General features: G+C 38.1%; 20 protein-coding genes, 1 tRNA gene and 1 riboswitch. Of the genes, 17 read left to right on the forward strand and 4 right to left on the reverse strand.

Going from position 1 to position 24071, the window contains the following annotated elements; all coding sequences use genetic code 11:
* Positions 1-97: 97 nt before the first annotated feature.
* The 6 genes from ACFX4N_RS19725 to ACFX4N_RS19750 all read left to right on the forward strand — a co-directional run bounded on the left by ACFX4N_RS19725 (position 98) and on the right by ACFX4N_RS19750 (position 8425).
* Positions 98-169 (forward strand) — tRNA-Glu (locus ACFX4N_RS19725).
* Positions 170-461: 292 nt separating this feature from the next.
* Positions 462-2423 (forward strand): 1,4-alpha-glucan branching protein GlgB, encoded by a 1962-nt coding sequence (gene glgB, locus ACFX4N_RS19730; protein ID WP_035438693.1) that lies wholly within the window; start codon positions 462-464, stop codon positions 2421-2423.
* On the forward strand, positions 2374-3525 hold the full coding sequence (locus tag ACFX4N_RS19735) for a glucose-1-phosphate adenylyltransferase (protein WP_025601713.1): 1152 nt from the start codon (positions 2374-2376) through the stop codon (positions 3523-3525). The genes glgB and ACFX4N_RS19735 overlap by 50 nt, the downstream gene beginning before the upstream one ends.
* Before the next feature lie 22 nt (positions 3526-3547).
* The gene (locus ACFX4N_RS19740) at positions 3548-4573 is read left to right on the forward strand and encodes a glucose-1-phosphate adenylyltransferase family protein (RefSeq protein WP_025750736.1); all 1026 of its coding nucleotides are present in this window, start codon (positions 3548-3550) and stop codon (positions 4571-4573) included.
* The gene (gene glgA, locus ACFX4N_RS19745; protein WP_057274097.1) at positions 4570-6000 is read left to right on the forward strand and encodes a glycogen synthase GlgA; all 1431 of its coding nucleotides are present in this window, start codon (positions 4570-4572) and stop codon (positions 5998-6000) included. Before ACFX4N_RS19740 ends, glgA begins: the two co-directional genes overlap by 4 nt.
* A gap of 13 nt (positions 6001-6013) precedes the next feature.
* Positions 6014-8425: a glycogen/starch/alpha-glucan phosphorylase gene (locus tag ACFX4N_RS19750; RefSeq protein WP_057274096.1), complete on the forward strand. Its 2412-nt coding sequence runs from the start codon at positions 6014-6016 to the stop codon at positions 8423-8425.
* 38 nt (positions 8426-8463) lie between these two features.
* On the opposite strand, the gene ACFX4N_RS19755 is transcribed toward ACFX4N_RS19750, so the two are convergent.
* Both ACFX4N_RS19755 and ACFX4N_RS19760 read right to left on the reverse strand, forming a co-directional pair.
* Entirely contained in the window at positions 8464-9261 is a 798-nt protein-coding gene (locus tag ACFX4N_RS19755) for a TIGR00266 family protein (RefSeq protein WP_377262243.1), read from the reverse strand.
* A 94-nt stretch (positions 9262-9355) separates the two neighbouring features.
* On the reverse strand, positions 9356-10108 hold the full coding sequence (locus ACFX4N_RS19760; RefSeq protein WP_013059568.1) for a TraR/DksA C4-type zinc finger protein: 753 nt from the start codon (positions 10106-10108) through the stop codon (positions 9356-9358).
* 351 nt (positions 10109-10459) lie between these two features.
* Between ACFX4N_RS19760 and ACFX4N_RS19765 the strand changes: the two genes are divergently transcribed.
* From ACFX4N_RS19765 to ACFX4N_RS19800, 8 genes are all read left to right on the forward strand, one after another.
* Positions 10460-11881, forward strand: coding sequence for an isochorismate synthase (locus ACFX4N_RS19765; protein WP_192099923.1), 1422 nt, complete (start codon positions 10460-10462; stop codon positions 11879-11881).
* Positions 11868-13622, forward strand: coding sequence for a 2-succinyl-5-enolpyruvyl-6-hydroxy-3-cyclohexene-1-carboxylic-acid synthase (gene menD / locus ACFX4N_RS19770; RefSeq protein WP_057274094.1), 1755 nt, complete (start codon positions 11868-11870; stop codon positions 13620-13622). Before ACFX4N_RS19765 ends, menD begins: the two co-directional genes overlap by 14 nt.
* A gap of 3 nt (positions 13623-13625) precedes the next feature.
* Positions 13626-14435 (forward strand): 2-succinyl-6-hydroxy-2,4-cyclohexadiene-1-carboxylate synthase, encoded by an 810-nt coding sequence (menH, locus tag ACFX4N_RS19775; protein WP_055992403.1) that lies wholly within the window; start codon positions 13626-13628, stop codon positions 14433-14435.
* A gap of 16 nt (positions 14436-14451) precedes the next feature.
* Positions 14452-15270: a 1,4-dihydroxy-2-naphthoyl-CoA synthase gene (gene menB / locus ACFX4N_RS19780; RefSeq protein WP_013059564.1), complete on the forward strand. Its 819-nt coding sequence runs from the start codon at positions 14452-14454 to the stop codon at positions 15268-15270.
* Positions 15271-15352: 82 nt separating this feature from the next.
* The gene (locus ACFX4N_RS19785) at positions 15353-16816 is read left to right on the forward strand and encodes an o-succinylbenzoate--CoA ligase (protein ID WP_057274093.1); all 1464 of its coding nucleotides are present in this window, start codon (positions 15353-15355) and stop codon (positions 16814-16816) included.
* Between the two features lie 3 nt (positions 16817-16819).
* Positions 16820-17923 carry an o-succinylbenzoate synthase gene (menC, locus tag ACFX4N_RS19790; RefSeq protein WP_029319911.1) on the forward strand — a complete coding sequence of 368 codons (1104 nt, stop codon included), beginning with the start codon at positions 16820-16822 and terminating at the stop codon, positions 17921-17923.
* A 280-nt stretch (positions 17924-18203) separates the two neighbouring features.
* Positions 18204-18389: riboswitch (cobalamin riboswitch) on the forward strand.
* A gap of 133 nt (positions 18390-18522) precedes the next feature.
* The gene (locus tag ACFX4N_RS19795; RefSeq protein ID WP_016765778.1) at positions 18523-20766 is read left to right on the forward strand and encodes a ribonucleoside-diphosphate reductase subunit alpha; all 2244 of its coding nucleotides are present in this window, start codon (positions 18523-18525) and stop codon (positions 20764-20766) included.
* 16 nt (positions 20767-20782) lie between these two features.
* Entirely contained in the window at positions 20783-21826 is a 1044-nt protein-coding gene (locus tag ACFX4N_RS19800) for a ribonucleotide-diphosphate reductase subunit beta (RefSeq protein WP_013059560.1), read from the forward strand.
* Positions 21827-21855: 29 nt separating this feature from the next.
* Here the strand turns inward: ACFX4N_RS19800 and ACFX4N_RS19805 are convergent, their stop codons facing one another.
* Positions 21856-22059, reverse strand: coding sequence for a hypothetical protein (locus ACFX4N_RS19805; protein ID WP_013059559.1), 204 nt, complete (start codon positions 22057-22059; stop codon positions 21856-21858).
* Between the two features lie 66 nt (positions 22060-22125).
* Positions 22126-22284, reverse strand: coding sequence for a DUF1540 domain-containing protein (locus ACFX4N_RS19810; protein ID WP_013059558.1), 159 nt, complete (start codon positions 22282-22284; stop codon positions 22126-22128).
* Positions 22285-22491: 207 nt separating this feature from the next.
* Between ACFX4N_RS19810 and ACFX4N_RS19815 the strand changes: the two genes are divergently transcribed.
* Genes ACFX4N_RS19815 through ACFX4N_RS19825 form a run of 3 tightly spaced genes read left to right on the forward strand, consistent with a single transcriptional unit; the run spans position 22492 to position 24057 of the window.
* Positions 22492-22773 carry a DUF2325 domain-containing protein gene (locus ACFX4N_RS19815; RefSeq protein ID WP_013059557.1) on the forward strand — a complete coding sequence of 94 codons (282 nt, stop codon included), beginning with the start codon at positions 22492-22494 and terminating at the stop codon, positions 22771-22773.
* Between the two features lie 54 nt (positions 22774-22827).
* Positions 22828-23583, forward strand: a complete 756-nt coding sequence (locus tag ACFX4N_RS19820) for a hypothetical protein (protein ID WP_235567347.1) — start codon at positions 22828-22830, stop codon at positions 23581-23583.
* 15 nt (positions 23584-23598) lie between these two features.
* Positions 23599-24057, forward strand: a complete 459-nt coding sequence (locus tag ACFX4N_RS19825) for a flavodoxin (protein ID WP_025601458.1) — start codon at positions 23599-23601, stop codon at positions 24055-24057.
* The last annotated feature ends 14 nt before the right edge of the window (positions 24058-24071 follow it).

Raw genomic sequence — 24071 nt, forward strand, 5'->3', positions numbered from 1 at the left:
GTGGCTGAAGAGGCGCCCCTGCTAAGGGTGTAGGTCGTGTAAGCGGCGCGAGGGTTCAAATCCCTCCTTCTCCGCCAGTCGTTTTAAATTTAAATATGGCCCGTTGGTCAAGCGGTTAAGACACCGCCCTTTCACGGCGGTAACACGGGTTCGAATCCCGTACGGGTCATCTCAAAAAGGTTTGCATATATGCAAACCTTTTTTATTTGCGCTTTTTAAAGATTAAGTAAACAGAAATAATAGTTAGGAATAATTACCATGAATTTTCAGAATAAAAAGTAAGTTTTAAGCAGGATTTTCCCTATATCATATGGAATTATTCATAAAGTAATAAAGTATGAAGAGTATGGGATAAAGAGTAATTTAAAAGAACATTTATTCTATTATATTTGTAGAAAAGGTTTATGTTTTTACTGTAAAAGGGAATGAGTGGTAAGAAGCGTATATTATGTGCGTATATTATGTTTGAAGTTAAAGGGGTGGCAAAAGTGAATCTAGCGGTTCAGCCTACTGAATTTGATGTTCATTTGTATCACGAAGGAAACTTATTTCGCAGTTACTCTATTTTCGGTGCGCATCAGGTAACGGTAGAAGGAATTGAAGGCGTACGATTTTGCGTGTGGGCACCTCATGCAAAGGGTGTAAGCGTTGTAGGTGATTTTAATAAATGGAACGGTTTTCAACATTCAATGGTTAAAGTTAATGAAGAAGGTATTTGGATGACATTTATCCCTGAATTAGAACAAGGGACTATTTATAAATATGAAATCATCACACAAAGCAATCAAAAAAAATTAAAAGCAGATCCATACGCTTTCTTCAGTGAAGTGCGTCCAAACACTGCGTCTATTGTTTACTCATTGGATGGCTACAAATGGAACGACCAATATTGGCGTAGAAAGAAAAAACAGCAAAATATATATGAAAGACCACTGTGTATTTACGAGCTGCATGCAGGGTCTTGGAGGACTCATGAAGATGGCAGCCTTTATACATACAGTGAATTAGCACAAGAGCTTATTCCTTATATTGCTGAACAAGGTTTTACACATATTGAGTTATTACCAGTCATTGAGCATCCGCTCGACCGATCCTGGGGATATCAAGGAATTGGATACTATTCTGCTACCAGTCGATACGGTACACCTAAAGAGTTGATGAACTTTATAGATGAGTGTCATCAAAACAATATAGGGGTTCTTTTAGACTGGGTACCCGGGCATTTTTGTAAGGATGAACATGGTCTGTATATGTTCGATGGAGAACCTACTTATGAATACAAACAAGAACCCGATCGTGAAAACTACGTTTGGGGAACAGCTAATTTCGATTTAGGAAAGCCTGAAGTACAAAGTTTTCTGATTTCGAACGCTTTGTTTTGGTTGGAGTACTTCCATATAGATGGATTTCGAGTAGATGCTGTAGCTAATATGCTTTATTGGCAAAATTCTTCTGGAAAAGCAGTGAATGATGGAGCTGTCAGCTTCTTGAAAAAGTTGAATGAAGCTGTTTTTGAATCTGATGAAACGATATTAATGATGGCAGAAGATTCAACGGACTGGCCGCTTGTTACAGCACCTACGTATGAGGGCGGTTTAGGCTTTAATTATAAGTGGAACATGGGATGGATGAATGACGTTTTAACATACATGGAAGCTGGCGTGGAAAGACGTCCCTATCTTCACGATAAAATGACCTTTTCACTAATGTATGCGTTTAACGAAAACTTTATTTTGCCGCTTTCTCATGATGAAGTCGTACATGGGAAAAAATCATTACTTAATAAAATGCCAGGTGATTACTGGCGCAAGTTTGCACAGCTTCGACTGCTATATGGATATTTCTTTGCACACCCTGGGAAAAAGCTTTTATTTATGGGCGGAGAGTTTGGGCAATTTGATGAGTGGAAAGATTTAGAGGAGTTGGATTGGATGCTTTATGACTTTGACATGCATCGCAATCTTAACGGATATATGAAAGATCTCATCAAGATTTATAAGAGAAGCAAGCCTTTATATGAATTAGACCATAATCCAGATGGATTTGAATGGATTGATGTTAACAACCATCATCAACAAATTTTCTCTTTTATTCGTAAGTCGAAAGAAAATCAGGAGATTTTTATAGTTGTTAGCAATTTTTCTGAGCATCCATATCATTCTTACAAAGTTGGAGTTCCAGTTGAGACAGAGTACATTGAAGTTATTAACAGTGATGACGAAGTGTACGGCGGTTCAGGCATTGTAAATAAAAAGGCATTAAAATCAGTGGGTGAATCGTTTCACGGCCAACCTTTTTGCATTGAAATGAATATTCCGCCGTTTGGCATTAGTATACTACGAGCAAAGAGAAAACGAGGGGAGAGAAAACAACATGTTAAAAAAGAAATGCGTAGCGATGTTATTGGCAGGAGGAAAAGGTAGTCGGCTAAGTTCACTTACAAAAAATCTAGCAAAGCCAGCTGTACCATTTGGTGGTAAGTATCGAATTATTGATTTTGCTTTAAGTAATTGTACAAATTCAGGTATTGAAACAGTAGGTGTGTTAACACAATACCAACCGCTAGTTCTCAATTCATACATTGGAATTGGAAGCGCTTGGGATTTGGACCGACGGAATGGTGGCGTCACGGTATTGCCTCCATACGCGGAGTCAGATGGAGTAAAGTGGTATAAAGGGACGGCTAGTGCTATTTATGAAAATTTAAACTATTTAACACAATATGATCCTGAGTACGTACTGATTCTATCAGGTGATCACATTTATAAAATGAACTATGAAAATATGCTTGATTATCATATAAACAAAGAAGCAGACGTAACGATTTCTGTTGTTGAAGTACCTTGGGAGGAAGCGAGCCGTTTTGGTATTTTAAATACAAATAGTGACCTAGACGTAATGGAGTTCGATGAAAAGCCTCAGCGTCCTAAAAACAATCTAGCTTCCATGGGGATTTATATTTTTAAATGGAGTATTTTAAAAGAATATTTAGAAATGGATGCACGCAATCCATATTCAAGCCATGATTTTGGTAAAGATGTTATTCCGCTTTTACTAGATGAAAAGAAAAAGCTAATTGCATACCCATTCCAAGGTTATTGGAAAGATGTAGGAACTGTAAAAAGCTTGTGGGAAGCGAATATGGATTTGTTATGTGATAAAGACGAGCTTAATTTATTTGACTCTTCATGGAAAGTATACTCTGTTAACCCTAATCAGCCTCCTCAATATATCGCGCCAAACGCCTGCGTGGTGGAGTCATTAGTAAATGAAGGGTGCGTTGTTGAAGGAAACGTAGAGCAGTCCGTGTTATTTCCAGGTGTACAAATCGGCTCAGGTTCTGAGATCAAGAAAACGGTTGTCATGCCTACTGCAAAGATAGGTTCTAACGTATATATTGAAAACGCAATTGTTCCATCGGACATTGAAGTTCCAGACGGTACTATTATTCGACCGACCAAAGGAAGCGAAGAAGTAATTCTTGTTACTCAAGAATTGATTGAATCAGTTGCTAAATGCATTTAACGAACAGAGAGGATGAACGACATTGAATAATCAAATGCTTGGTATTATTGATGCTTGTACAAACACAACAGCGCTGCAGCCTTTAACCTTTTATAGATCGATTGCTGCCATTCCTTTTGCAGGACGCTATCGATTAATCGATTTTACGCTTTCTAATATGGTGAACTCTGGAATTTCGAGCGTTGCCATTTTTCCTCGTGATCGCTATCGCGCATTGATGGATCATATAGGTTCAGGAAAAGAGTGGGATTTGGATCGGAAGCGAGATGGATTGTTTATCTTCCCTCCTATGACAAGTGATTTACACTTAGAAAGTCCATCACTATTCACGCAGTTCCGTTATCATATTGATTATTTCTTAAGAAGTAAGCAGGAATACGTATTAATTGCGAATAGTTATACGATATGTACAGTTGACTTTGAGCACGTGCTGCAACGTCATATTGCTTCAAATGCAGATATTACTGAAATGAAGCAGGGTGATAAATCGCTTAATATGTATATTATTAATAAATCTATTCTAGTTAATATTTTGCAAAATGAATCCCATGATTTTTATACGATTAAAGAAATGGTTCGATATATGGCACAATCTCATCGTGTAGAAAAGTATGAGCACCATGGATATACGGCTGAGATTTCTAGCTTAGATGCCTACTATAAAACAAGTATGGAAATTTTATCTCCAGATGTTTGGAAGCAGCTATTTATCAACGAACGTCCTGTTTTCACTAAAGTAAAAGATGAACCGCCTACTCGTTACGCAAAAAAAGCGGTTGTGAAAAACTCAATGATCGCAAACGGGTGCGTGATTGAAGGGCATGTGGAAAATAGTATTATCTTCCGAGGTGTTAAAATTGGAAAAGGTACGGTCGTTAAGAATAGCATTGTGATGCAAAAAGGCGTTATTTTAGAAAATAGTGTATTAGAAAATGTTGTTTTAGACAAAGATGTGAAAATAGGAAGTAATGAAACGTTGCTAGGTGAGTCAGGTCTACCTAGAGTCATTGCTAAAGGAACAACTCAAGGAGCGTTGATGAAGTCGTGAATGTATTATTTGCTGTATCAGAATGTGTACCTTTTATTAAAACAGGAGGATTAGCAGACGTAGCTGGTGCCCTGCCTAAAGAATTAAAAAAGTTAGGAACGAACGTATGTGTAGTCATGCCAAAGTACGGAACGATTCCTCAACATTATCAAGATGAAATGGTGCTTGAAAAAGTTATTCATGTGCAGGTTGGGTGGAGAAGACAGTACTGCGGAATTGAATCGTTAACGATGGATGGCGTTAAATATATTTTCATTGATAATGAATATTATTTTAAAAGAGATAGCTTATATGGGCACTACGATGACGCTGAACGATTTGCTTTTTTCAGCAGAGCCGTGCTTGAAGCTATCCCATTTTTAGAGAATGAGCCTGATATTATTCATTGTCACGACTGGCATACGGCTATGATTCCATTTTTACTTCGTGCTAATTATGATATGTATGATCATATTCAGACGGTCTTTACGATTCATAACTTGCAATTCCAAGGAATTTTCCCTAAGAGCAATTTATATGAGTTATTAAATTTAAATGAATATTATTTTACTACAAGCCAGCTCGAGTTTTATGGGAATATTAATTTTATGAAAGCTGCGCTTGTATCAGCTGATAAAATTACCACGGTAAGTCCTACATATCGAGATGAAATTCAAATGCCATATTACGGAGAAAGTTTAGATGGATTATTGCGTCAGCGAAATCAAGATTTAATTGGGATTGTAAATGGAATCGATGAAGAAGCTTATAGCCCAGACGCAGATCAGCTTATATCTTATCCTTATTCGGTAGAAGAGATTGAAGGAAAATATAAAAATAAAAAAGAGCTCCAGCGCTATCTTGAATTAGAAGAAAATAAGGATGTTCCAATTATTTCGATGGTTACAAGGTTAACTCAGCAGAAGGGGCTGGATTTAGTTAAGCACGTTTTCCATGAGACGGTTAACTTAGGAGCCCAAATTGTTATTTTAGGAACTGGAGAACACGAGTTTGAGCAGTTTTTCCGTGAGATGGAAGATACGTACCCCCAACAAGTAAAAGCCATTATTGGTTTTAATGAGGAACTTGCTCATAAAGTTTATGCCGGTACGGATTTATTTTTAATGCCTTCCCGTTTTGAGCCTTGCGGACTCGGACAATTAATAGCCTTAAAATATGGAACCATTCCAGTCGTGCGTGAAACGGGCGGCCTGAATGACACGGTCAAAGCTTATAATGAATATAGGGGAGAGGGAAATGGCTTCTCTTTTAAGAATTATAATGCTCACGACATGCTTCATACGTTAGAAAGAGCTGTTTCATTTTATCACCAGAAAGATGTATGGAAAAAATTAATGATGGATGCTATGAGTCAGGATTATAGCTGGGGGCAATCGGCATTTAAATATAATCAATTGTATTCAAATTTGACATCTACTCCATCGTGAAAGGGTGAGCAGATTGTTCTCTGATAAAAAAAGCTTTCAAGAGGCTTTTTTAAAAAAGCTGGAAATGACATATGGAAAGAGCTTTAAAGAATCTACTGTTCAAGATCACTATCATACATTAGGCAATATGGTGCGAGAGTATATTAGCAGCGATTGGATTTCAACCAATGAAATTCATAGGTCTTCACATACAAAGCAAGTGTATTATCTTTCTATCGAATTTTTATTAGGCAGACTATTGGGTCAAAATCTGTTGAACTTAGGAATTCGGGAAGTTGTAAAAGAAGGATTAAGTGATCTGAATATTTCACTTGAAAATATTGAGGAAATAGAAGTAGACGCAGGATTAGGGAACGGTGGATTAGGCAGGCTTGCTGCTTGTTTTTTAGATTCTCTTGCTTCACTTAATCTTCCAGGCCACGGTTATGGAATTCGCTATAAACACGGTTTGTTTGATCAAAAGATTGTAAACGGCTTTCAAATTGAGCTCCCAGAACAGTGGTTAAGGCATGGGAATTCATGGGAAGTACGCAAATTAGATCAAGCCATAGAAGTGAACTTTTGGGGCGAAGTTGAAATGGTACAGGAAGACGGAAAATTCTCTTTTCGTCATGTAAAAGGAGAACCCGTCTCTGCTGTTCCTTATGACATCCCGGTTATCGGGTATAAAACAGATACAGTGAATACACTTCGCCTTTGGAATGCGGAGCCTTCATCATTTCCAGTACATAAAGATGTGATGGAGTATAAGCGTCAAACAGAGGCTGTATCAGAATTTTTATATCCGGATGATACACATGAAGATGGTAAAATATTAAGATTGAAACAGCAATATTTTCTTGTGTCAGCTAGCTTACAAAGTATTATCAGAGCACATCGAAATACCTATCAAACACTTACAAACTTTCACGAAAAAGTAGCCATTCATATTAACGATACGCATCCTGTACTTGCGATTCCTGAGCTAATGAGAATTTTACTGGATGAAGAAAAAATGGAATGGGAAGATGCATGGCATATTACGTCCAATACCATATCATACACAAATCATACGACTCTTTCTGAAGCCCTTGAGAAATGGCCGATTGATTTATTTCAACCCTTGCTTCCACGCGTGTATATGATTATTGAAGAAATTAATGAGCGTTTTTGTAAAGAATTATGGGAATCATATCCAGGTGACTGGCAGCGAATTGAAAATATGGCTATTTTAGCGCACGGGTTAGTAAAGATGGCTCATTTAGCAATTGTGGGAAGTTATAAAGTAAACGGCGTGGCAAAGATTCATACTGATATTTTAAAAGAACGAGAAATGAAAGATTTTTATCAGTTTTATCCTGCTAAATTTAACAATAAAACGAATGGAATTACCCACCGGCGCTGGTTGTTAAAAGCTAACCCGCAGCTTTCCTCCCTTATTACCGAGGTGATAGGAGATAAATGGATTAAACAGCCGCATTCTCTTATAAAGCTCCAAGAGTATGTGAAAGATCCAAGCTTTTTACAAGGACTAAAAACAGTAAAACAACAGCGTAAAAAGCTGCTTGCGGATATTATTCAAGAGCAAACGGGAATTAAAATAGATTCTAATTCTATTTTTGATGTACAGGTTAAAAGGCTTCATGCTTATAAAAGACAGCTTTTAAATGTGCTGCACATTATGTATTTGTACAATCGATTAAAAGAAGACCCTAATTTCCAAATCGTTCCTCGTACATTTATTTTTGGTGCAAAAGCTTCTCCCGGCTATTATTATGCAAAAAAAGTCATCAAGCTAATTAATTCTGTAGCTGATGTTGTCAATCATGATCCACAAACATCACCGTTCTTAAAAGTCGTTTTTTTAGAAAACTATCGAGTGTCACTTGCTGAGTATATCTTTCCTGCAGCGGATGTCAGTGAACAGATTTCAACCGCCAGCAAAGAAGCTTCGGGAACGGGAAATATGAAATTCATGATGAACGGAGCGTTAACTCTTGGCACCATGGACGGAGCGAACGTCGAAATTAGCGAGGCAGTAGGAAAAGATAATGTCTTTATTTTTGGATTAAAAGCCGAAGAAGTGTTGAGCTATCAGCAAAATGGAGGATACCGTGCCTATGATTATTATCATCATGATAAGCGGATTCGACAAGTGCTCGAGCAGCTTACAAACGGCTTCCTGCCTGACACATATGACTTATTCGAGCCTATATATGATTCATTATTAATGCAAAATGATGAATACTATGTGCTCCGTGACTTTGACTCATACGTTACGGCACAGCAAAAAGTAAACGAAGCTTATAGAAATGAAAATAAATGGCTTCAAATGAGTGCGACGAACATTGCACATTCCGGCTTTTTTTCGAGTGATCGAACGATTGAGGAATATGCATCTGATATTTGGGGAATTCACTCCACTAAAAATTTATTAAATCAATAAATAAAAAAGGTGTAGTCAAAGACTACACCTTTTTTATTTTATCTGTTGTCACCGTTTAAGAAATCACCTAAAGAACCAAGGATACTGCCTTCACCTTTACCTCCCGTTGGCGAAACTGCACTTGATAAAACGCGATCGGCTAGTCGGCTAAAAGGAAGAGATTGAATCCAAACTGTTCCCGTTCCTGACAGAGTAGCAAAAAACATGCCTTCTCCTCCAAACAGAGCTGTTTTAATTTTCCCTACATATTCGATGTTGTAGTTTACATCACGGGTCATGGCCACTAAACATCCAGTATCCACACGAAGGCGTTCACCCGGCTGCAGCTGTCTTTTATGAATGGTGCCGCCTGCATGCAAAAATGCCAAGCCATTACCTTCTAATTTTTGCATAATAAAACCTTCACCGCCAAAGAAGCCCGTTCCTAGTTTTTTTTGAAAATCAATGCCAACGGATACGCCTTTGGCAGCGCATAAAAAGGAGCTTTTTTGACAAATGATTTTATGATCGAGCTGCTCTAAATCGACAGGAATAATCTTACCTGGAAATGGTGAAGCGAAAGATACTTTTCGTTTGTGATATCCGTTATTTGTATATACCGTCATAAATAAACTTTCACCAGTTAATACGCGTTTCCCAGCTCCTTTTAGTTTATTAAAAAGCCCGCTGCTGTTGGAGGAAGAACCGTCACCAAAAATGGTTTCCATCTCAATATCATCTTCCATCATCATCATTCCTCCAGCTTCTGCTATAACACTTTCTGAAGGATCTAATTCAATTTCAACAAACTGCATGTCATCTCCATACAATTTATAATCAATTTCATGTGCATTCATCATTTTCACCTCATTATTAATTCTAATCTCCTATTCATTCGATATCATCTCCTATTGCTCCTACTAAAAATAGAAAAAAGAGTAGTATGAAGAACTACTCCTTTTCAGTGTATGGATCTTTCTCATAGGCCGGTAAATCTCCAAATATGGTCATCGTACCTTCTTCATCCAGTGCATTTTCGTATCGCTCATGCTCTTTTGAAGGGTAAATAGGAAGAGGCTGTCCATATAAATCGGTAGCGGCAAAGTTTTCATAATCTTCAACGTACCCGATAGCTTCATCTGCCTCAATATAGGTTTCACTATAGTTAGACGTATCTTCTATAAAATCAGAAGGAGATTCAGACGTCCCGTAACGCGCAACGTCTTGCCAAGAATCTTCTGCGTCATATCCTGTCGTTTCGGTATCGTCATAGTCGTATTGACCAAATGGGTGATGGAGAACATTTTCTTCTACAGGTCTGTGCTTTGGAATATCCTGTGATGGGCTATGTTCTCTACAGTATAAAGTAGTTGGTACAGCCTGAAGTCTTTCAAACGAGATATCTGCTCCACATACTTTGCATGTTCCATACGTGCTGTGAGCGATTGCCTGAAGTGCTTCTTCTATTTCATGTAGCTCTTGTTTTGCATGTTCATTTAGTGCAAGGTCTTTTTCACGCTCGTATGTTTCCGTGGCTGTGTCACCAGGGTGGTTATCGTAGCTTGAAAGTTCTCCTACAGCATCGTGAGCGTCGCTTCGAGTTAGACCAAAATGATCATTTTGGTCAAAGTGCGATTGAATATCAGCCTGCTGCTGCTGTAAATTTTGTTTTAACTGACTGATTTCTTGTTTTGAAAGTGTCATGAAGCTCCCCCTTAAAAATTTATTGTGCTTTTGTAGTATGTGTTAAAAATTCAAAAAAACACGATTCATATTAGGAGTATTTGGGGTATTCATGAAGCTAAGAGAGAAAAGGAGTGGAAAATTAAAGAAAGTTAAAGGTTATAGAAAAGGGTATGATAAAAATAACGTTCTCGAGGTTTAAGGAGTACTAAATAGATCATAAAGATTTTTGATTCATTTAATAAAAACGCATAATTTAGACAAGCGAAATTAATTTTTTCTGGCGAATCGCGATGCTAGATTTTTTTGAACTGAAAGTTTATAATAAGTTAGTTACAGACTTAAGAAAAAAGATGAACGGGGGGACGTAGTGTGATTGCAACGACCGAACAGTTAGTACAAGAATACATTAAAGATGCGATTGAGTGTGCAAAAAATGAAAATCAGCCAAAATTGGTCAGTTTAGTGAAAAAAGTAAGACCTATTGACCCCCTTATTTTTTATGCGAACGGACATGACCAGTTTTATAAAGAACGCTTTTTTTGGAAAGATCCCAACAGTTATTATACATTTGTTGGATTAGGATATACGCATACTATTTGCACCAATGCGGCAAAAGAACGTTATTTCCACATTGAAAATGAATGGAAGCGCTTTATAAAAGAAGACTTTTATAAAAATAACCAAATTTTCCCGGATGGGACAGGTCCTCTTTTATTTGGAGGATTTTCATTTGACCCAAATCAGTATCGAGAAAACTATTGGAGTGATTTCCCGAGTTCAAAATTTATGATTCCAACTGTGTTATATACTCAGGTAGACAAAGAAGGATACCTTACCGTTAATATGATGGTTAAAGGACAAGATTCTGTTAAAAAGCACATCAATTATTTCGAAGAGGTCCAAAAGCTTGTTCTTTGTGAAGAGTACGACGGGGAATCTCATATTTCACCTTTGCTGTTGGAAAAAGAGGAAATTGGGGTAGAGAAATTTAAAGGAAATGTTGAAAGAGCTACTACTTTAATTAAGCAACAGGCTATAGAGAAAGTGGTTCTTGCTCGTCAATTAAAAGTAAAATTTAATGAAGATATTTCTACTGAATACGTGCTTCAGCGTCTGTTAAAGGAACAGCCAACTAGCTACACATATATTTTAGAGGGAGAGCATCAGCATTTTATCGGCGCTTCCCCAGAAAGGCTAGTGCAAAAACAAGGAGATTATGTGTTTTCCACTTGTTTAGCGGGTTCGATTCCAAGAGGAAAGACAAGGCAGGAAGATCACGAACTAGGTGAGGAATTGCTTCAAGATCCCAAGAACTTAATTGAACACGATGTTGTTGTTCATATGATTAAAGAAGCGATGAATTCTTATTGTTATGAAGTAGAAATTCCAAGTACGCCAAGTTTATATAAAACAAAGCATATTCAACATTTGTATACACCTGTTAAAGGGCGTATAAAGGAAGATGTAACGCTATTTTCATTTATTCAAAAGCTCCATCCAACACCAGCGCTAGGAGGATATCCTCAACAGGAGGCCTTGCCTATTATTCGACAGCTAGAATCCTTTGACCGAGGGTGGTATGCAGCTCCTTTAGGATGGATGGATATCAACGGAAACGGTGAATTTATAGTAGGAATCCGCTCCGCTGTTATTCAGCAGAAAGAAGCCGTTTTATTTGCGGGCTGTGGAATTGTAGCAGATTCTACGCCTGAAAGTGAATATGAAGAAACAAGAATTAAATTCAACCCGATGCTTTCAGCTTTAGGAGGGATTATGCGTGGAACACATTAAATCATTAACAACGTATATTGCGTCATTCGTGGATGAATTAGTAGAAGCAAATGTTGAAGAAGTAGTGGTCAGTCCAGGGTCACGTTCAACGCCTATTGCGATGCTTATGGCTGAACACCCTGATATTCATGTGCACTTAAATATTGATGAACGTTCCGCCGGCTTTTTTGCTCTAGGAATAGCAAAAGCAAAGAAAAAACCAGTGGTGCTTGTATGTACATCTGGAACAGCTGCAGCGAATTATTATCCTGCAGTAATTGAAGCTCACTACTCACGCATTCCTTTAGTAGTTATCACAGCGGATCGGCCGCATGAGTTAAGGGATATAGGTGCCCCGCAGGCCATTAATCAGAATCATCTTTTCGGTCAATATGCGAAGTGGTTTGTAGATACAGCTTTACCAGAAGAAAGTGCAGATATGAATCGTTATATTCGAACAGTAGCTTCAAGGGCTGTTCATACAGCTCAAGCTATACCGAGCGGTCCTGTACACATTAACGTACCTTTACGTGAACCGATTGTACCAGATTTGTCTATTGAACATTTATGGAGTCAAGGGAAACGCGGTAAATCATATGTGGCTGCTATTCATGGAGAAGCATCTCTATCTGAAAAAGGATTCGAAGAAATTGCGAAGCGCTTAAAGGGAACAACAAAAGGACTTATTATATGCGGAGACCAAATGTCTTTAAAAGCAGTAGACAGCGTATGCCGTTTAGCTGAATCTTTAAGCTTTCCGGTCCTTGCAGATCCGTTATCACAATTAAGAAGCGGCAAGCATTCAAAAGAAAATGTAATAGAGACATATGATACATTTTTAAAAAGTGATAAGGTTGATGAGCGTTTTCACCCGGAAGTTGTCATTCGTTTTGGCGCGATGCCGGTATCGAAACCGCTATTGCAATTTTTGAAAGCACACGAGCCGACAGAAATGTTTGTAGTTGACCAAGGTAAAGGCTGGAGAGATCCTACTTTGCGTTCAACAGTGATGATTGAAGCCGATGAGACATTATTTTGTGAAGAACTGATCAAGCGTCTTTCAGCGAATCAAGAGGAGTCTACTTCATGGCTGAGTCTGTGGAAAAAGATTAATGCTCAAACTGCACAGGCTTTGAGAACATTAACTTCTGGCCAGGAATGGTTCGAAGGACAAGTAGTTCAAGAAATTGTTGATGTAGTACCTGAAGGCACGGCTTTGTTTGCTGGAAATTCAATGCCTGTTCGAGATATTGATTCTTTCTTCTTAAATACGGAAAAAGATATTCCACTCTTTGTAAATCGGGGAGCAAATGGAATTGATGGTGTAGTTTCGTCTGCTCTAGGCGTAAGCACGGCTTACGATCACACCGTTTTATTTATTGGTGACCTATCGTTTTATCACGATTTAAATGGTCTGCTGGCAGCTAAAATGCATAATTTAAATTTAACCGTTGTGCTAGTTAACAATGACGGCGGAGGAATTTTTTCATTTTTACCGCAGTCAAAACAAGAAAAGCACTTTGAATTTTTATTTGGTACGCCAACTGGATTAAATTTTGAGCATGCCACGCGTTTGTATGATGGCACATTTTCTTCAGCAAGCAGCTGGGAAGAATTTCGACATGCAATGAACCATGCTTTCGTAAAAGGCGGGTTGCATGTTGTAGAGATTCGTACAACTCGTACAGAAAATGTAGAGACTCATCGCAGTTTGTGGAAACTTGTTTCCGGGGAAATAAATTTGTCAAACGGTGAGGAATAAGCAATGATGTATCAATTAAATGGTGTATCTTACTATGTGCACACCGAGGGAAAAGGAGAGCCGCTGCTTCTGCTTCACGGCTTTACCGGTTCTTCTCAAACTTGGCGTACCTTTATGAAGAAATTCGTTAAAGACTATCAGGTGATTGCTGTTGATATTATTGGTCATGGCCAATCAGCAGCTCCGAAAGAAATCAAACCATATTCAATGGAAGCAGTTGTTGAAGCACTGCATGAGCTTCTTCAACAGCTATCTCTATCACAGGTGAATGTAATTGGATATTCGATGGGAGGAAGGCTTGCTCTTTCATTTGCTCAGCGATATCCACACCTTGTGAAAAAGTTGGTATTAGAAAGCGCATCGCCTGGTTTAAAAACGCGAGAAGAACAAAAGCTAAGAAAAGAAAAAGATGAACAGCTGGCGAGCCGCATTATGAAAAATGGGATTGAAGAATTTGTGAACTTTTGGGAGGAAATCCCTCTTTTTAGTTCTCAAAAGCAATTGCCTAGCCATGTTCAAGAAGCGGTGCGTAAAGAAAGACTTTCGCATACAGAAACCGGCCTTTCCAACAGTTTGAAAGGAATGGGAACAGGAGTCCAGCCGTCACTTTGGGAGAAGCTGGACAATCTGTTGATGCCGGTTTTGCTTATTACAGGAGAAGTAGATCAAAAGTTTTGTTTAATTTCCAAAGAAATGCAAACATTAATACCAAATGCTACTTCTAGAATTATTTTAGGGACAGGCCATGCAATTCACGTGGAACAACCCGAGATTTTTGGTAGAATAGTAAGTGAGTTCTTAGCTACTACATAATTAGGAGGAAATAAAGATGACAGTTGAATGGACATCAGCACGTCAGTATGAAGACATTTTATACGAAACATATAACGGAATCGCTAAAATTACGATTAACCGTCCGGAAGTGCACAATGCATTCCGTCCAAAAACAGTAATGGAATTGATCGATGCATTTGCTTATGCTCGTGACGATGCAAGTATTGGAGTAATTGTATTAGCAGGTGCTGGAGATAAAGCATTTTGCTCAGGCGGAGACCAAAAAGTTCGCGGCCACGGCGGCTATGTAGGAGAAGATGAAATTCCACGTCTAAACGTTCTAGATTTACAGCGTTTAATTCGTGTAATTCCAAAGCCTGTTGTTGCGATGGTATCAGGCTATGCAATTGGTGGAGGCCACGTTCTTCACGTTGTATGTGACTTAACAATTGCAGCGGATAACGCAGTCTTTGGACAAACAGGTCCTAAAGTTGGAAGCTTCGATGCAGGATATGGCTCTGGTTACTTAGCTCGCATCGTAGGTCATAAGAAAGCGCGTGAGATCTGGTTCTTATGCCGTCAGTACAACGCTCAAGAAGCACTAGACATGGGATTAGTAAACACGGTCGTTCCATTAGAACAGCTTGAAGCTGAAACAATTCAATGGTGTGAAGAGATGTTAGAAAAAAGTCCAACCGCTCTTCGTTTCTTAAAAGCAGCATTTAATGCTGATACGGATGGCTTAGCTGGTATCCAGCAATTTGCGGGTGACGCAACGCTTCTTTATTACACAACCGATGAGGCAAAAGAAGGTCGCGATGCATTTAAGGAAAAACGCAATCCAGACTTCCAACAGTTCCCACGTTTCCCTTAAACAGCTGAAACAGCTTGGTGATTATCATCAGGCTGTTTTTTCAATTTAATTTAGTTAATCAGTATAAAAAGGAGAGAAATTCATGAGTAGCCAAACGATTCCCAATGGGCTTATGCAAAGAGCATATTTGACGCCAAATCGAGTGGCGGTAGAAACACCGCAAACGTCTCTTACGTTTCAAGAGCTTCATAAACGTGTTCAAAAAGTAGCACAGCAGCTTTCGTTTAACGGTGTAAAGCAAGACGATACCATTGCTTTATACATGAAAAATAGAGTGGAGTTTATTGAGATTTTACATGCGGTTTCTTATATTGGCGCCCGGTTGCTGCTCGTCAACACGCGTTTGACAAACGAAGAAATTAATTATCAGCTAACAGATGCAAACGTGTCGTTGCTTATTGCGGATGAAACATTTTTAATGAGAGAATTCCAAAGTTCCATTACTCAGCTTACTTTACCTGCTTTAAAAAGTTCTCCAGAAGCAGAAACAGGTTTTCAAAAAACGTGGAATCTCGAGGAGACATTCACCATTATGTATACGTCTGGAACAACAGGTCATCCAAAAGGAGTGCTGCAGACATATGGAAATCACTGGTGGAGTTCCGTTGGCTCAGCGCTTAATTTAGGATTAAATGAAAAAGACTGCTGGCTTATAGCGGTTCCTTTGTTTCATATTAGCGGCTTATCTATTTTAATGCGGAGCGTCTTTTACGGAATGAAAATCATTTTAGAAGAACGGTTTGAAGCAAGAGCAGTAAATGAAGAGATTGAAAACAAAGGGGTAACGATTATTTCGGTTGTCACTTCCATGCTATCCAATATGCTCGATGAGTTAGGGGAACGGAAATATCCGCATACGTTTCGCTGCATGCTTTTAGGAGGAGGACCTGCACCGCTTACTATTTTAGAGGCTTGTGTGAATAAAGAAATTCCTGTTTATCAAACGTATGGAATGACAGAAACATCTTCACAGTTCGTTACCCTTTCACCTGAAGACAGTTTACGAAAACTGGGATCAGCAGGTAAACCATTATTTCCATGTGCAATGAAAATTGTAGATGAAAAAGGAAATGAAACAAGCGAAGCAGGAGAAATCATTGTTAAAGGTCCAAATGTTACAAAAGGATATTTAAATAAACCTGAAGCTACTGAAAAAGCCCTTCAACAAGGCTGGTTCTATACAGGAGATATCGGGAAAGTGGATGAAGAAGGCTTCCTATATGTATTAGACAGACGTTCGGACCTCATTATTTCAGGTGGAGAAAATGTATATCCAGCTGAAATTGAAAATATTTTATTGAAGCACCCTGCTGTTAAAGAGGCTGGTGTAACGGGAGTAGCCGATGAAAAATGGGGACAAGTTCCGGCAGCATGCATCGTTACAAAAGAAGACGTTTCAGATGAAGAATTATCTTTACACATGCAACAATTTTTAGCGAAGTACAAACTTCCAAAGTATTTCGTTCGAGTAGAGGAGCTGCCGCGAACGGCTTCTAATAAAATCATACGCCGGAAGCTATCATCGTTCATACAGAAAGGGAGTTAATCGATGATTATAAAAAAAGTACATCTTTATAAAATTGACATGAAGCTTCTTTCTCCTTTTTCAACAAGCTATGGTACGGTGCAGGATCGAGAATTGATTTTGCTGGAAGTAGAAGATGAAAAAGGTTTTACAGGGTGGGGAGAGGTCGTTGCTTTTTCATCTCCTTGGTATACGGAAGAAACGATTCAGACGTGTTTTCATATGTTAGACGATTTTTTAATTCCTTCGCTTCTTCATCAGCAACTTCAAAAACCAGAGGATGTTCAAAAGCTATTCAAACCTCTAAAGCGAAATAACATGGCTAAAGCAGCTTTGGACTGTGCTGTATGGGATTTGTATGCAAAGCGGCAAAATAAGCCGTTATCTGAAGTAATTGGCGGAGTAAGGCCTGCTGTAGAAGCTGGAGTGGTAGTTGGCTTAAACGACATTTCCGTAATGAAAGAACAAATAAAGACTTACATGAAAGATGGCTATAAGCGCTTTAAAGTGAAAATTAAGCCGGGTGCTGACTATGAGCTACTGAAACAAATTCGAGATGAATTTCCAAGCATTCCTCTTATGGCTGATGCCAATTCAGCCTATACGTTAAGCGATAGTGATTCATTGAAGAAACTAGATGAATTGAATTTAATGATGATCGAACAGCCGTTAAGTTCTGATGATATCCTTGATCATCGATTGTTACAAAAGCAAATGAAGACGCCGATTTGCTTAGATGAAAGTATTGTGAGCTATGAAGATGCACGTCATGCAATTGAACAAGAAAGCTGTAAGATTATCAATGTGAAAATCGGTCGAGTTGGCGGAATGTCCGTAGCAAAGCAAATTCATGATTTATGCGCCCAGCATGGTGTAAGACTTTGGGTTGGAGGAATGTTAGAAGCAGGGATTTCACGAGCTCATAATATCGCCCTTGCCACACTGCCTTCTTTCACGATACCAGGTGATATTTCTGCGTCGTCTCGCTATTGGGAAAAAGATATTATTAAGCCCGAAGTAGAGGTAGAAGCCGGAGTAATAAAGGTGAAGGGAAAACCGGGGATAGGATACGATATTGATAAAAAGTTTATCAAAACAATCACAGCATTTGAAAAAGAATACAAATAATTAAAAACCGTTTTTTTATGAAAAACGGTTTTTTTTATTGAGGTTGTCAATGTTTAGTAGAAAAATAGGACAAATTTTTTAAAAAGAGCACATTGTTCCATCAAGCGTGTCAAAACATGTTATGATGGAATAGTTTGATGAAAAAAGTCGAAGAGTTTTATCGTAAAAAACAAAATTATTTTTGAAAATAGGTTGATAGTTTTCTAAGTTGTCCTATATAATGTGTTTATAACATAACACAATATGTTGTTTTGAAATCCATAATAAAATACTATATTTTGTGTTTTCCAGTGAAAAAGGTGTCTGATAAAAAGACTTAAAAGGGAATTTGGTGAAAATCCAAAGCTGTCCCCGCAACTGTGAATGCTGATGAAATAAGGAGATCCACTGTGAGTAAACATCATGGGAAGGCCTTAAAGTAAAAAGAAGCATAAGTCAGGAGACCTGCCTTTTTTATGTCGTTTTATCTTCTTCGGGAGGTGAGAGGGTAGAGCGAGGATTGAGAAAAGACTTAGTGTCTTCTTCTATCTTCGTTCTATTCGCTCACCGAGGTACGGTGAGCGATTTTTTATTTTGAAGTGAAGAGAGGAGCCATATTTATGGTGAATACATTAAAGCCTACAATTCTACATGAATTAACTGCATATATTGAACGTTTAAAAAAAGAATTTACGCAGCTTGATTTTTCTTTGTATGAGGAAAAGGTTATTCAAACTGTTACAGTAAAGGAAAATATGACGGACGAAAAGGTTGCAAACGTACTAATTTTGGCAGCCTTAGAGCGTATTTCAATGGAAGAACCCGATTGGACGTACGTAGCGGCAGACGTCTACTTAAACGAACTATATCGAAAAGCAGCGGACAACCGAGGTTACGATAAAAAAGAGAAGTACGGTTCGTTTTATCAGCTTATTCAAGAACTAACAAAAATCGGCATTTATAATAAGCAGCTATTAAAAACATATACAGAAGAAGAAATTAATGAAATTGCTTCAGTCATTATTCCTGAACGCGATCGTTTATTTACATACATTGGATTGTTGACATTAGCAGATCGCTATTTAGCGACATCACATGATAAGCGCGTATACGAATTACCGCAAGAACGTTTTCTTATCATTGCTATGACGCTGATGTCTCAAGAAAAGAAAGAAAATCGAACAGCATTAGTAAAAGAAGCGTACTGGGCGCTTTCTAGTCTATATATGACGGTTGCCACACCAACACTTTCAAACGCAGGAAAGAGCTACGGACAGCTATCTAGCTGCTTTATTGATACGATTGATGACAGCTTACGCGGTATTTATGATAGCAATACAGATTTGGCCACGCTTAGTAAAAATGGAGGCGGAATTGGTGTCTACCTCGGTCATATTAGAAGCCGAGGAAGTGATATAAAAGGTTTTAAAGGCGTATCATCAGGAACAATTCCATGGATGAAACAGCTAAATAATACGGCTGTAAGTGTCGATCAGCTAGGTCAACGACAAGGAGCTATTGCCGTATATTTAGACGTATGGCACAAAGACATCTTTTCATTCTTAGACGCGCGTTTGAACAATGGTGACGAACGTCAGCGCACGCATGATTTATTCACTGGCGTATGTTTGCCAGATTTGTTTATGGAAAAAGTAGAGGCACGTGAAGACTGGCACTTATTCGATCCTCACGAAGTTCGTACGCTGATGGGCTACTCGTTAGAAGATTTTTATGATGAAGAAGAAGGCAGCGGTTCGTTCCGCACTCGTTACGCTGAGTGTGTAAATAATGAACAGCTTTCAAGAGAAACAGTACCTGCTATTGAAATCTTCAAGCGCATTATGCTTTCGCAGCTTGAAACCGGAACGCCTTATATGTTCTATCGTGATACGGTTAACCGAGCTAATCAAAACCGCCACGAGGGCATGATCTACTGCAGCAACTTATGTACAGAAATTACGCAAAACCAAAGCACAACGGTCGTAACAGAGGAAATTACGGAAGACGGAAAAATTATTATTACAAAGAATCCGGGCGATTTTGTTGTATGTAATCTTTCTTCTATCAACTTAGCGAGAGCCGTAACTGAAGATGTGCTTGAACGTTTAATTCCAATTCAAGTACGCATGCTTGATAACGTTATTGAGTTAAATGATTTGCCGGTACTTCAAGCAAAACTAACAAACCAAAAGTACCGCGCAGTAGGGCTTGGCACATTTGGTTGGAACCATTTGCTTGCCTTAAAGAAAATAGCATGGGAAACAGATGAAGCGGTAGCATATTGCGATGAATTGTATGAGCAAATTGCTTACTTAACCGTACAGGCAAGCATGAACTTAGCTAAAGAAAAAGGTGCATATCCATTATTTAAAGGCTCAGATTTTGAGTCAGGCGCTTATTTTGAAACACGTAAATACACAAGCGAAGCGTGGAGTGAACTGCGTAACGAAGTTCAAAGCAATGGGATAAGAAATGGCTACTTAATGGCTGTAGCACCTAATTCATCAACATCTATTATCGCGGGTTCTACTGCAAGTATTGATCCGATTTTCCGTAAGTTTTATTCAGAGGAAAAGAAAAACTATAAAATCCCGGTGACGGCACCAGATTTATCACCAGCAACAAACTGGTATTATAAGTCCGTTTATTTAATTGATCAGCACTGGAGCATTAAGCAAAACGCCAAGCGACAGCGCCATATTGATCAATCCATTTCATTCAACTTATATGTGCAAAATGATATCCGAGCAAAAGAGCTGCTGGATCTTCATATGACGGCATGGAAAGAAAAGTTAAAAACGACCTACTACGTACGTTCAACATCAAGTGAAGTCATTGAAGAATGTGAAAGCTGTCATAGTTAAAAGGAGTGAATAATTGATGACAAGCATGTTAAAACGAGAATTAATGAACGAAACAGCTCCGAACCGTTCGACAGGAATCATTAACGGCAAGAGCTCAAATATTCTAAACTGGGATGACGTCCGATTTTCATGGGCGTTCCCTAAATACAAACGTATGCTAGCTAACTTCTGGACGCCGTTTGAAATTAATATGGGTCAAGATATTAAGCAGTTCCCTCAGTTAACGGCTGACGAACAAGAGAGCTTTTTAAAAATTATTGGCTTGCTGGCGCTACTGGACAGTATTCAATCAGATTATGCTAGCAAAGTAGCTGACTATGTAACCGATTCTTCGATTAATGCTCTAATGATTATTTTAGCGCAGCAAGAAGTGGTTCATAATCATTCGTATTCATATGTTTTATCAAGTCTTGTACCAAAAGGAAAACAAGATGAAGTATTTGAATACTGGCGCACAGACGAAAAGCTTCGCGCTCGAAATGACTTTATTACAAACGGATATAAAGCATTTAGCGAAGAAGCAACGGTTGAAAACTTTTTGAAGTCTATGGTATATGATGTTATTTTAGAAGGCCTTTTCTTCTATAGCGGATTTGCTTTCTTCTATAATCTTGCGAGAAATCAAAAGATGGTGGCGACATCTACGATGATTAACTATATCAATCGTGATGAACAGCTTCACGTTGGGTTATTTGAAAAGATTTTCAAGGAAGTACTAAATGAAAATCCAGCTTATCGTACGGAGGAGCTAGAAACGTTTGTAGTTGAAACGTTCCAAGAGGCAGCTCGTCTTGAAATTGAATGGGCGGAATCTGTTATCGGAGAAAAATTCGACGGCATCACGATGAAAGAACTGCAGCAGTATATTGAATACATGGCTAATAAACGCTGTAATCAGTTAGGCTTCGGTCGAGCTGCTTTCCCAGAAGCACCGATTGAAAATCCTCTTCGTTGGATTATTGCTTATCAAGAGGTAGATTTAGGGAAAACGGATTTCTTTGAACAGAAATCAAGACAATATACAAAAGCATCAGATGCGAATGGATTTGATGATCTATAAATACAAAAGCTGACTAATTTCCTTATTGATTAGTCAGCTTTTTTTAAGTGAATAAGTCCAAGTTCTAACGCACGTGTGGTAATTAAGTCATCAATTTCTTCTGGAATGTTTTCAAGTGTTCCCCATTTATATGTCCATAAATGAGTAAACGATTGTACATAGATTGGAAAGGTTTGTTCATTTGCTTTTATTGCTTCTTCTTTAAAAAAATGAATCAGTTGTTCAGTTTTCATATTAGTCTCCTTTTTTATGATCTTGAAGAGAGAAAAAAGACAACCCAGAGGCTGTCCTTTTGCGGGTTACGCTTCAGTTGGCTTGAACGTTTTACAGTCTGTTTCATAACTGCTTGCTGCATGTTTTCCGCTATGACTTACCACGTAAATTTCTTCTGCGCTGCAGTGATTTCCATTTTTCCAAAAGTGACAGTTATTTACTTCACAAAGAATGTTTTGTTCCAACGTTAACCCTCCTTTGTATGTGATAGCTATAGTATGGTCAAAATTCAACTAACTTATAAGAAAGGTGGTAGACTTTCATTTTAATTGAGAATTTTTATCAATTAAACATTGACAAAGAGAATCATTCTCAATTAAACTGTGTATATAGTAAAGAATACAAGTTGTTGTCAAATCATTAAATGAATAATTAATTGGGAGGGAACAAACATGTCATCAGTTATGGTTGTAGGAGGAGACAGGTTAAAGCATATTACAGATCGTTTAGCGGGAGAAGGATTTAATGAAGTAATTCATTTAGATGGCCGTAAAAGCAATATGGTGAAGCGAGAAATACCCGAACATATTGGGTTTGTATTAGTTATTACGGATTTTATTAATCACAATATGGCAAAAGTCATTAAAGAGAAGGCAAAAAAACAAAAAAAACCGATTTATTTCGTCAAACATTCATGGAGTGCTATTCGTAAAGTGATTGAGCAAATTTCATGATTTAATTTTTACTTATTATTGAGAATGAATTTCAATTAGGGTGGTGAGACATAGGTGGAACCGATAAAAGTGCATATAAAGACACTCTCTAACGACCACATCGAACAATTTATTCGATGTCCGTACAAATTTTATCAGCAGCAGCTTCTTTTGAAAAAAACATCTATAGATTGGAAACAGCTTGTTCAAGTAACTGTCCATCAAATCATTAAAACATACTATAGCAAGCCCGTTGAGTATCGCTCGAACCTCTATGTTTTACAGCTTATTGAAAAATATTGGCGCCTAAAGCCAAATATGTTTTCATCACCCGTTCACTATTACGATGTGTTAGCTAAAGTAAGCGATTATTTACTAAGGTTTTTAGGAGAGAAAGCACATGTGGAACTACCGCTTTTTGTGTTTGAGAAATACAGCGTGTATGTAGAAGAAATTCAAAGCAACCTTTCTCTAACCATTGATTTTGCTGCATGGACAGAGAAGTCTTATACGGTAACAAAATTCATTCTAGATGACCATGAAGAAGTGAAAAGCGCCATGAAAGACTTTATTATCGTTTTTTCGAAACAAGCTTTTAAAAAGGTTCCTGAACAAATTCGTTTTTATTCATTATTAACTGGAGAAACAACAACTTATCATATTGCACCAGACGATTATCAAAAAGCCATACTTCAACTACATATTGTCAAAAGTGTGTTAATGGAACCAAAACATTTTCAAAAGAATTATGCATCCAGTGAGTGTGAAAACTGTCCTCTTCAACGAGAATGCGCTGAAGAAGGAGATGTGCGGCCAACACTGCTGGTGTAAAGGAGCGTCATTTACATGAAGGAAATCTTACTAGCTTATGCGAGTATGTCAGGTAACACAGAAGCGATAGCCGATTTGATCGAAGAAGAATTAGTCAAGCATGGATTGCATGTGAAACGAGCAGAAGTATATGACATTGATGCTTCTGACCTTGTATCCGCAGAATCTATTATCTTTGGAGCTTATACGTGGGGAGATGGAGAGCTGCCAGATGATTTTTTAGATCTTTATGATGAAATGGATGATATAGATCTCAGTCAAAAGCAGATGGCTGTATTTGGCTCAGGTGATTCATCATATGATGTTTTTTGCGGAGCAGTTGATTTAATTGAAGAAAAAATAAAGAGACGTAACGGAAATATAGCCGTTCCCGGTTTGAAAATCGAGCTCTCTCCCTTTGGAGAAGATGTAGAAAAATGTAAGGTATTTGCTAAAGGTTTTGCTGAAGTAGTAGCAAAATCTGCTGCTTCATAAGAAAACCCGGTCAA

Source organism: Priestia sp. YIM B13551 (assembly GCF_042787905.1).
Taxonomy (GTDB): Bacteria; Bacillota; Bacilli; order Bacillales; family Bacillaceae_H; genus Priestia.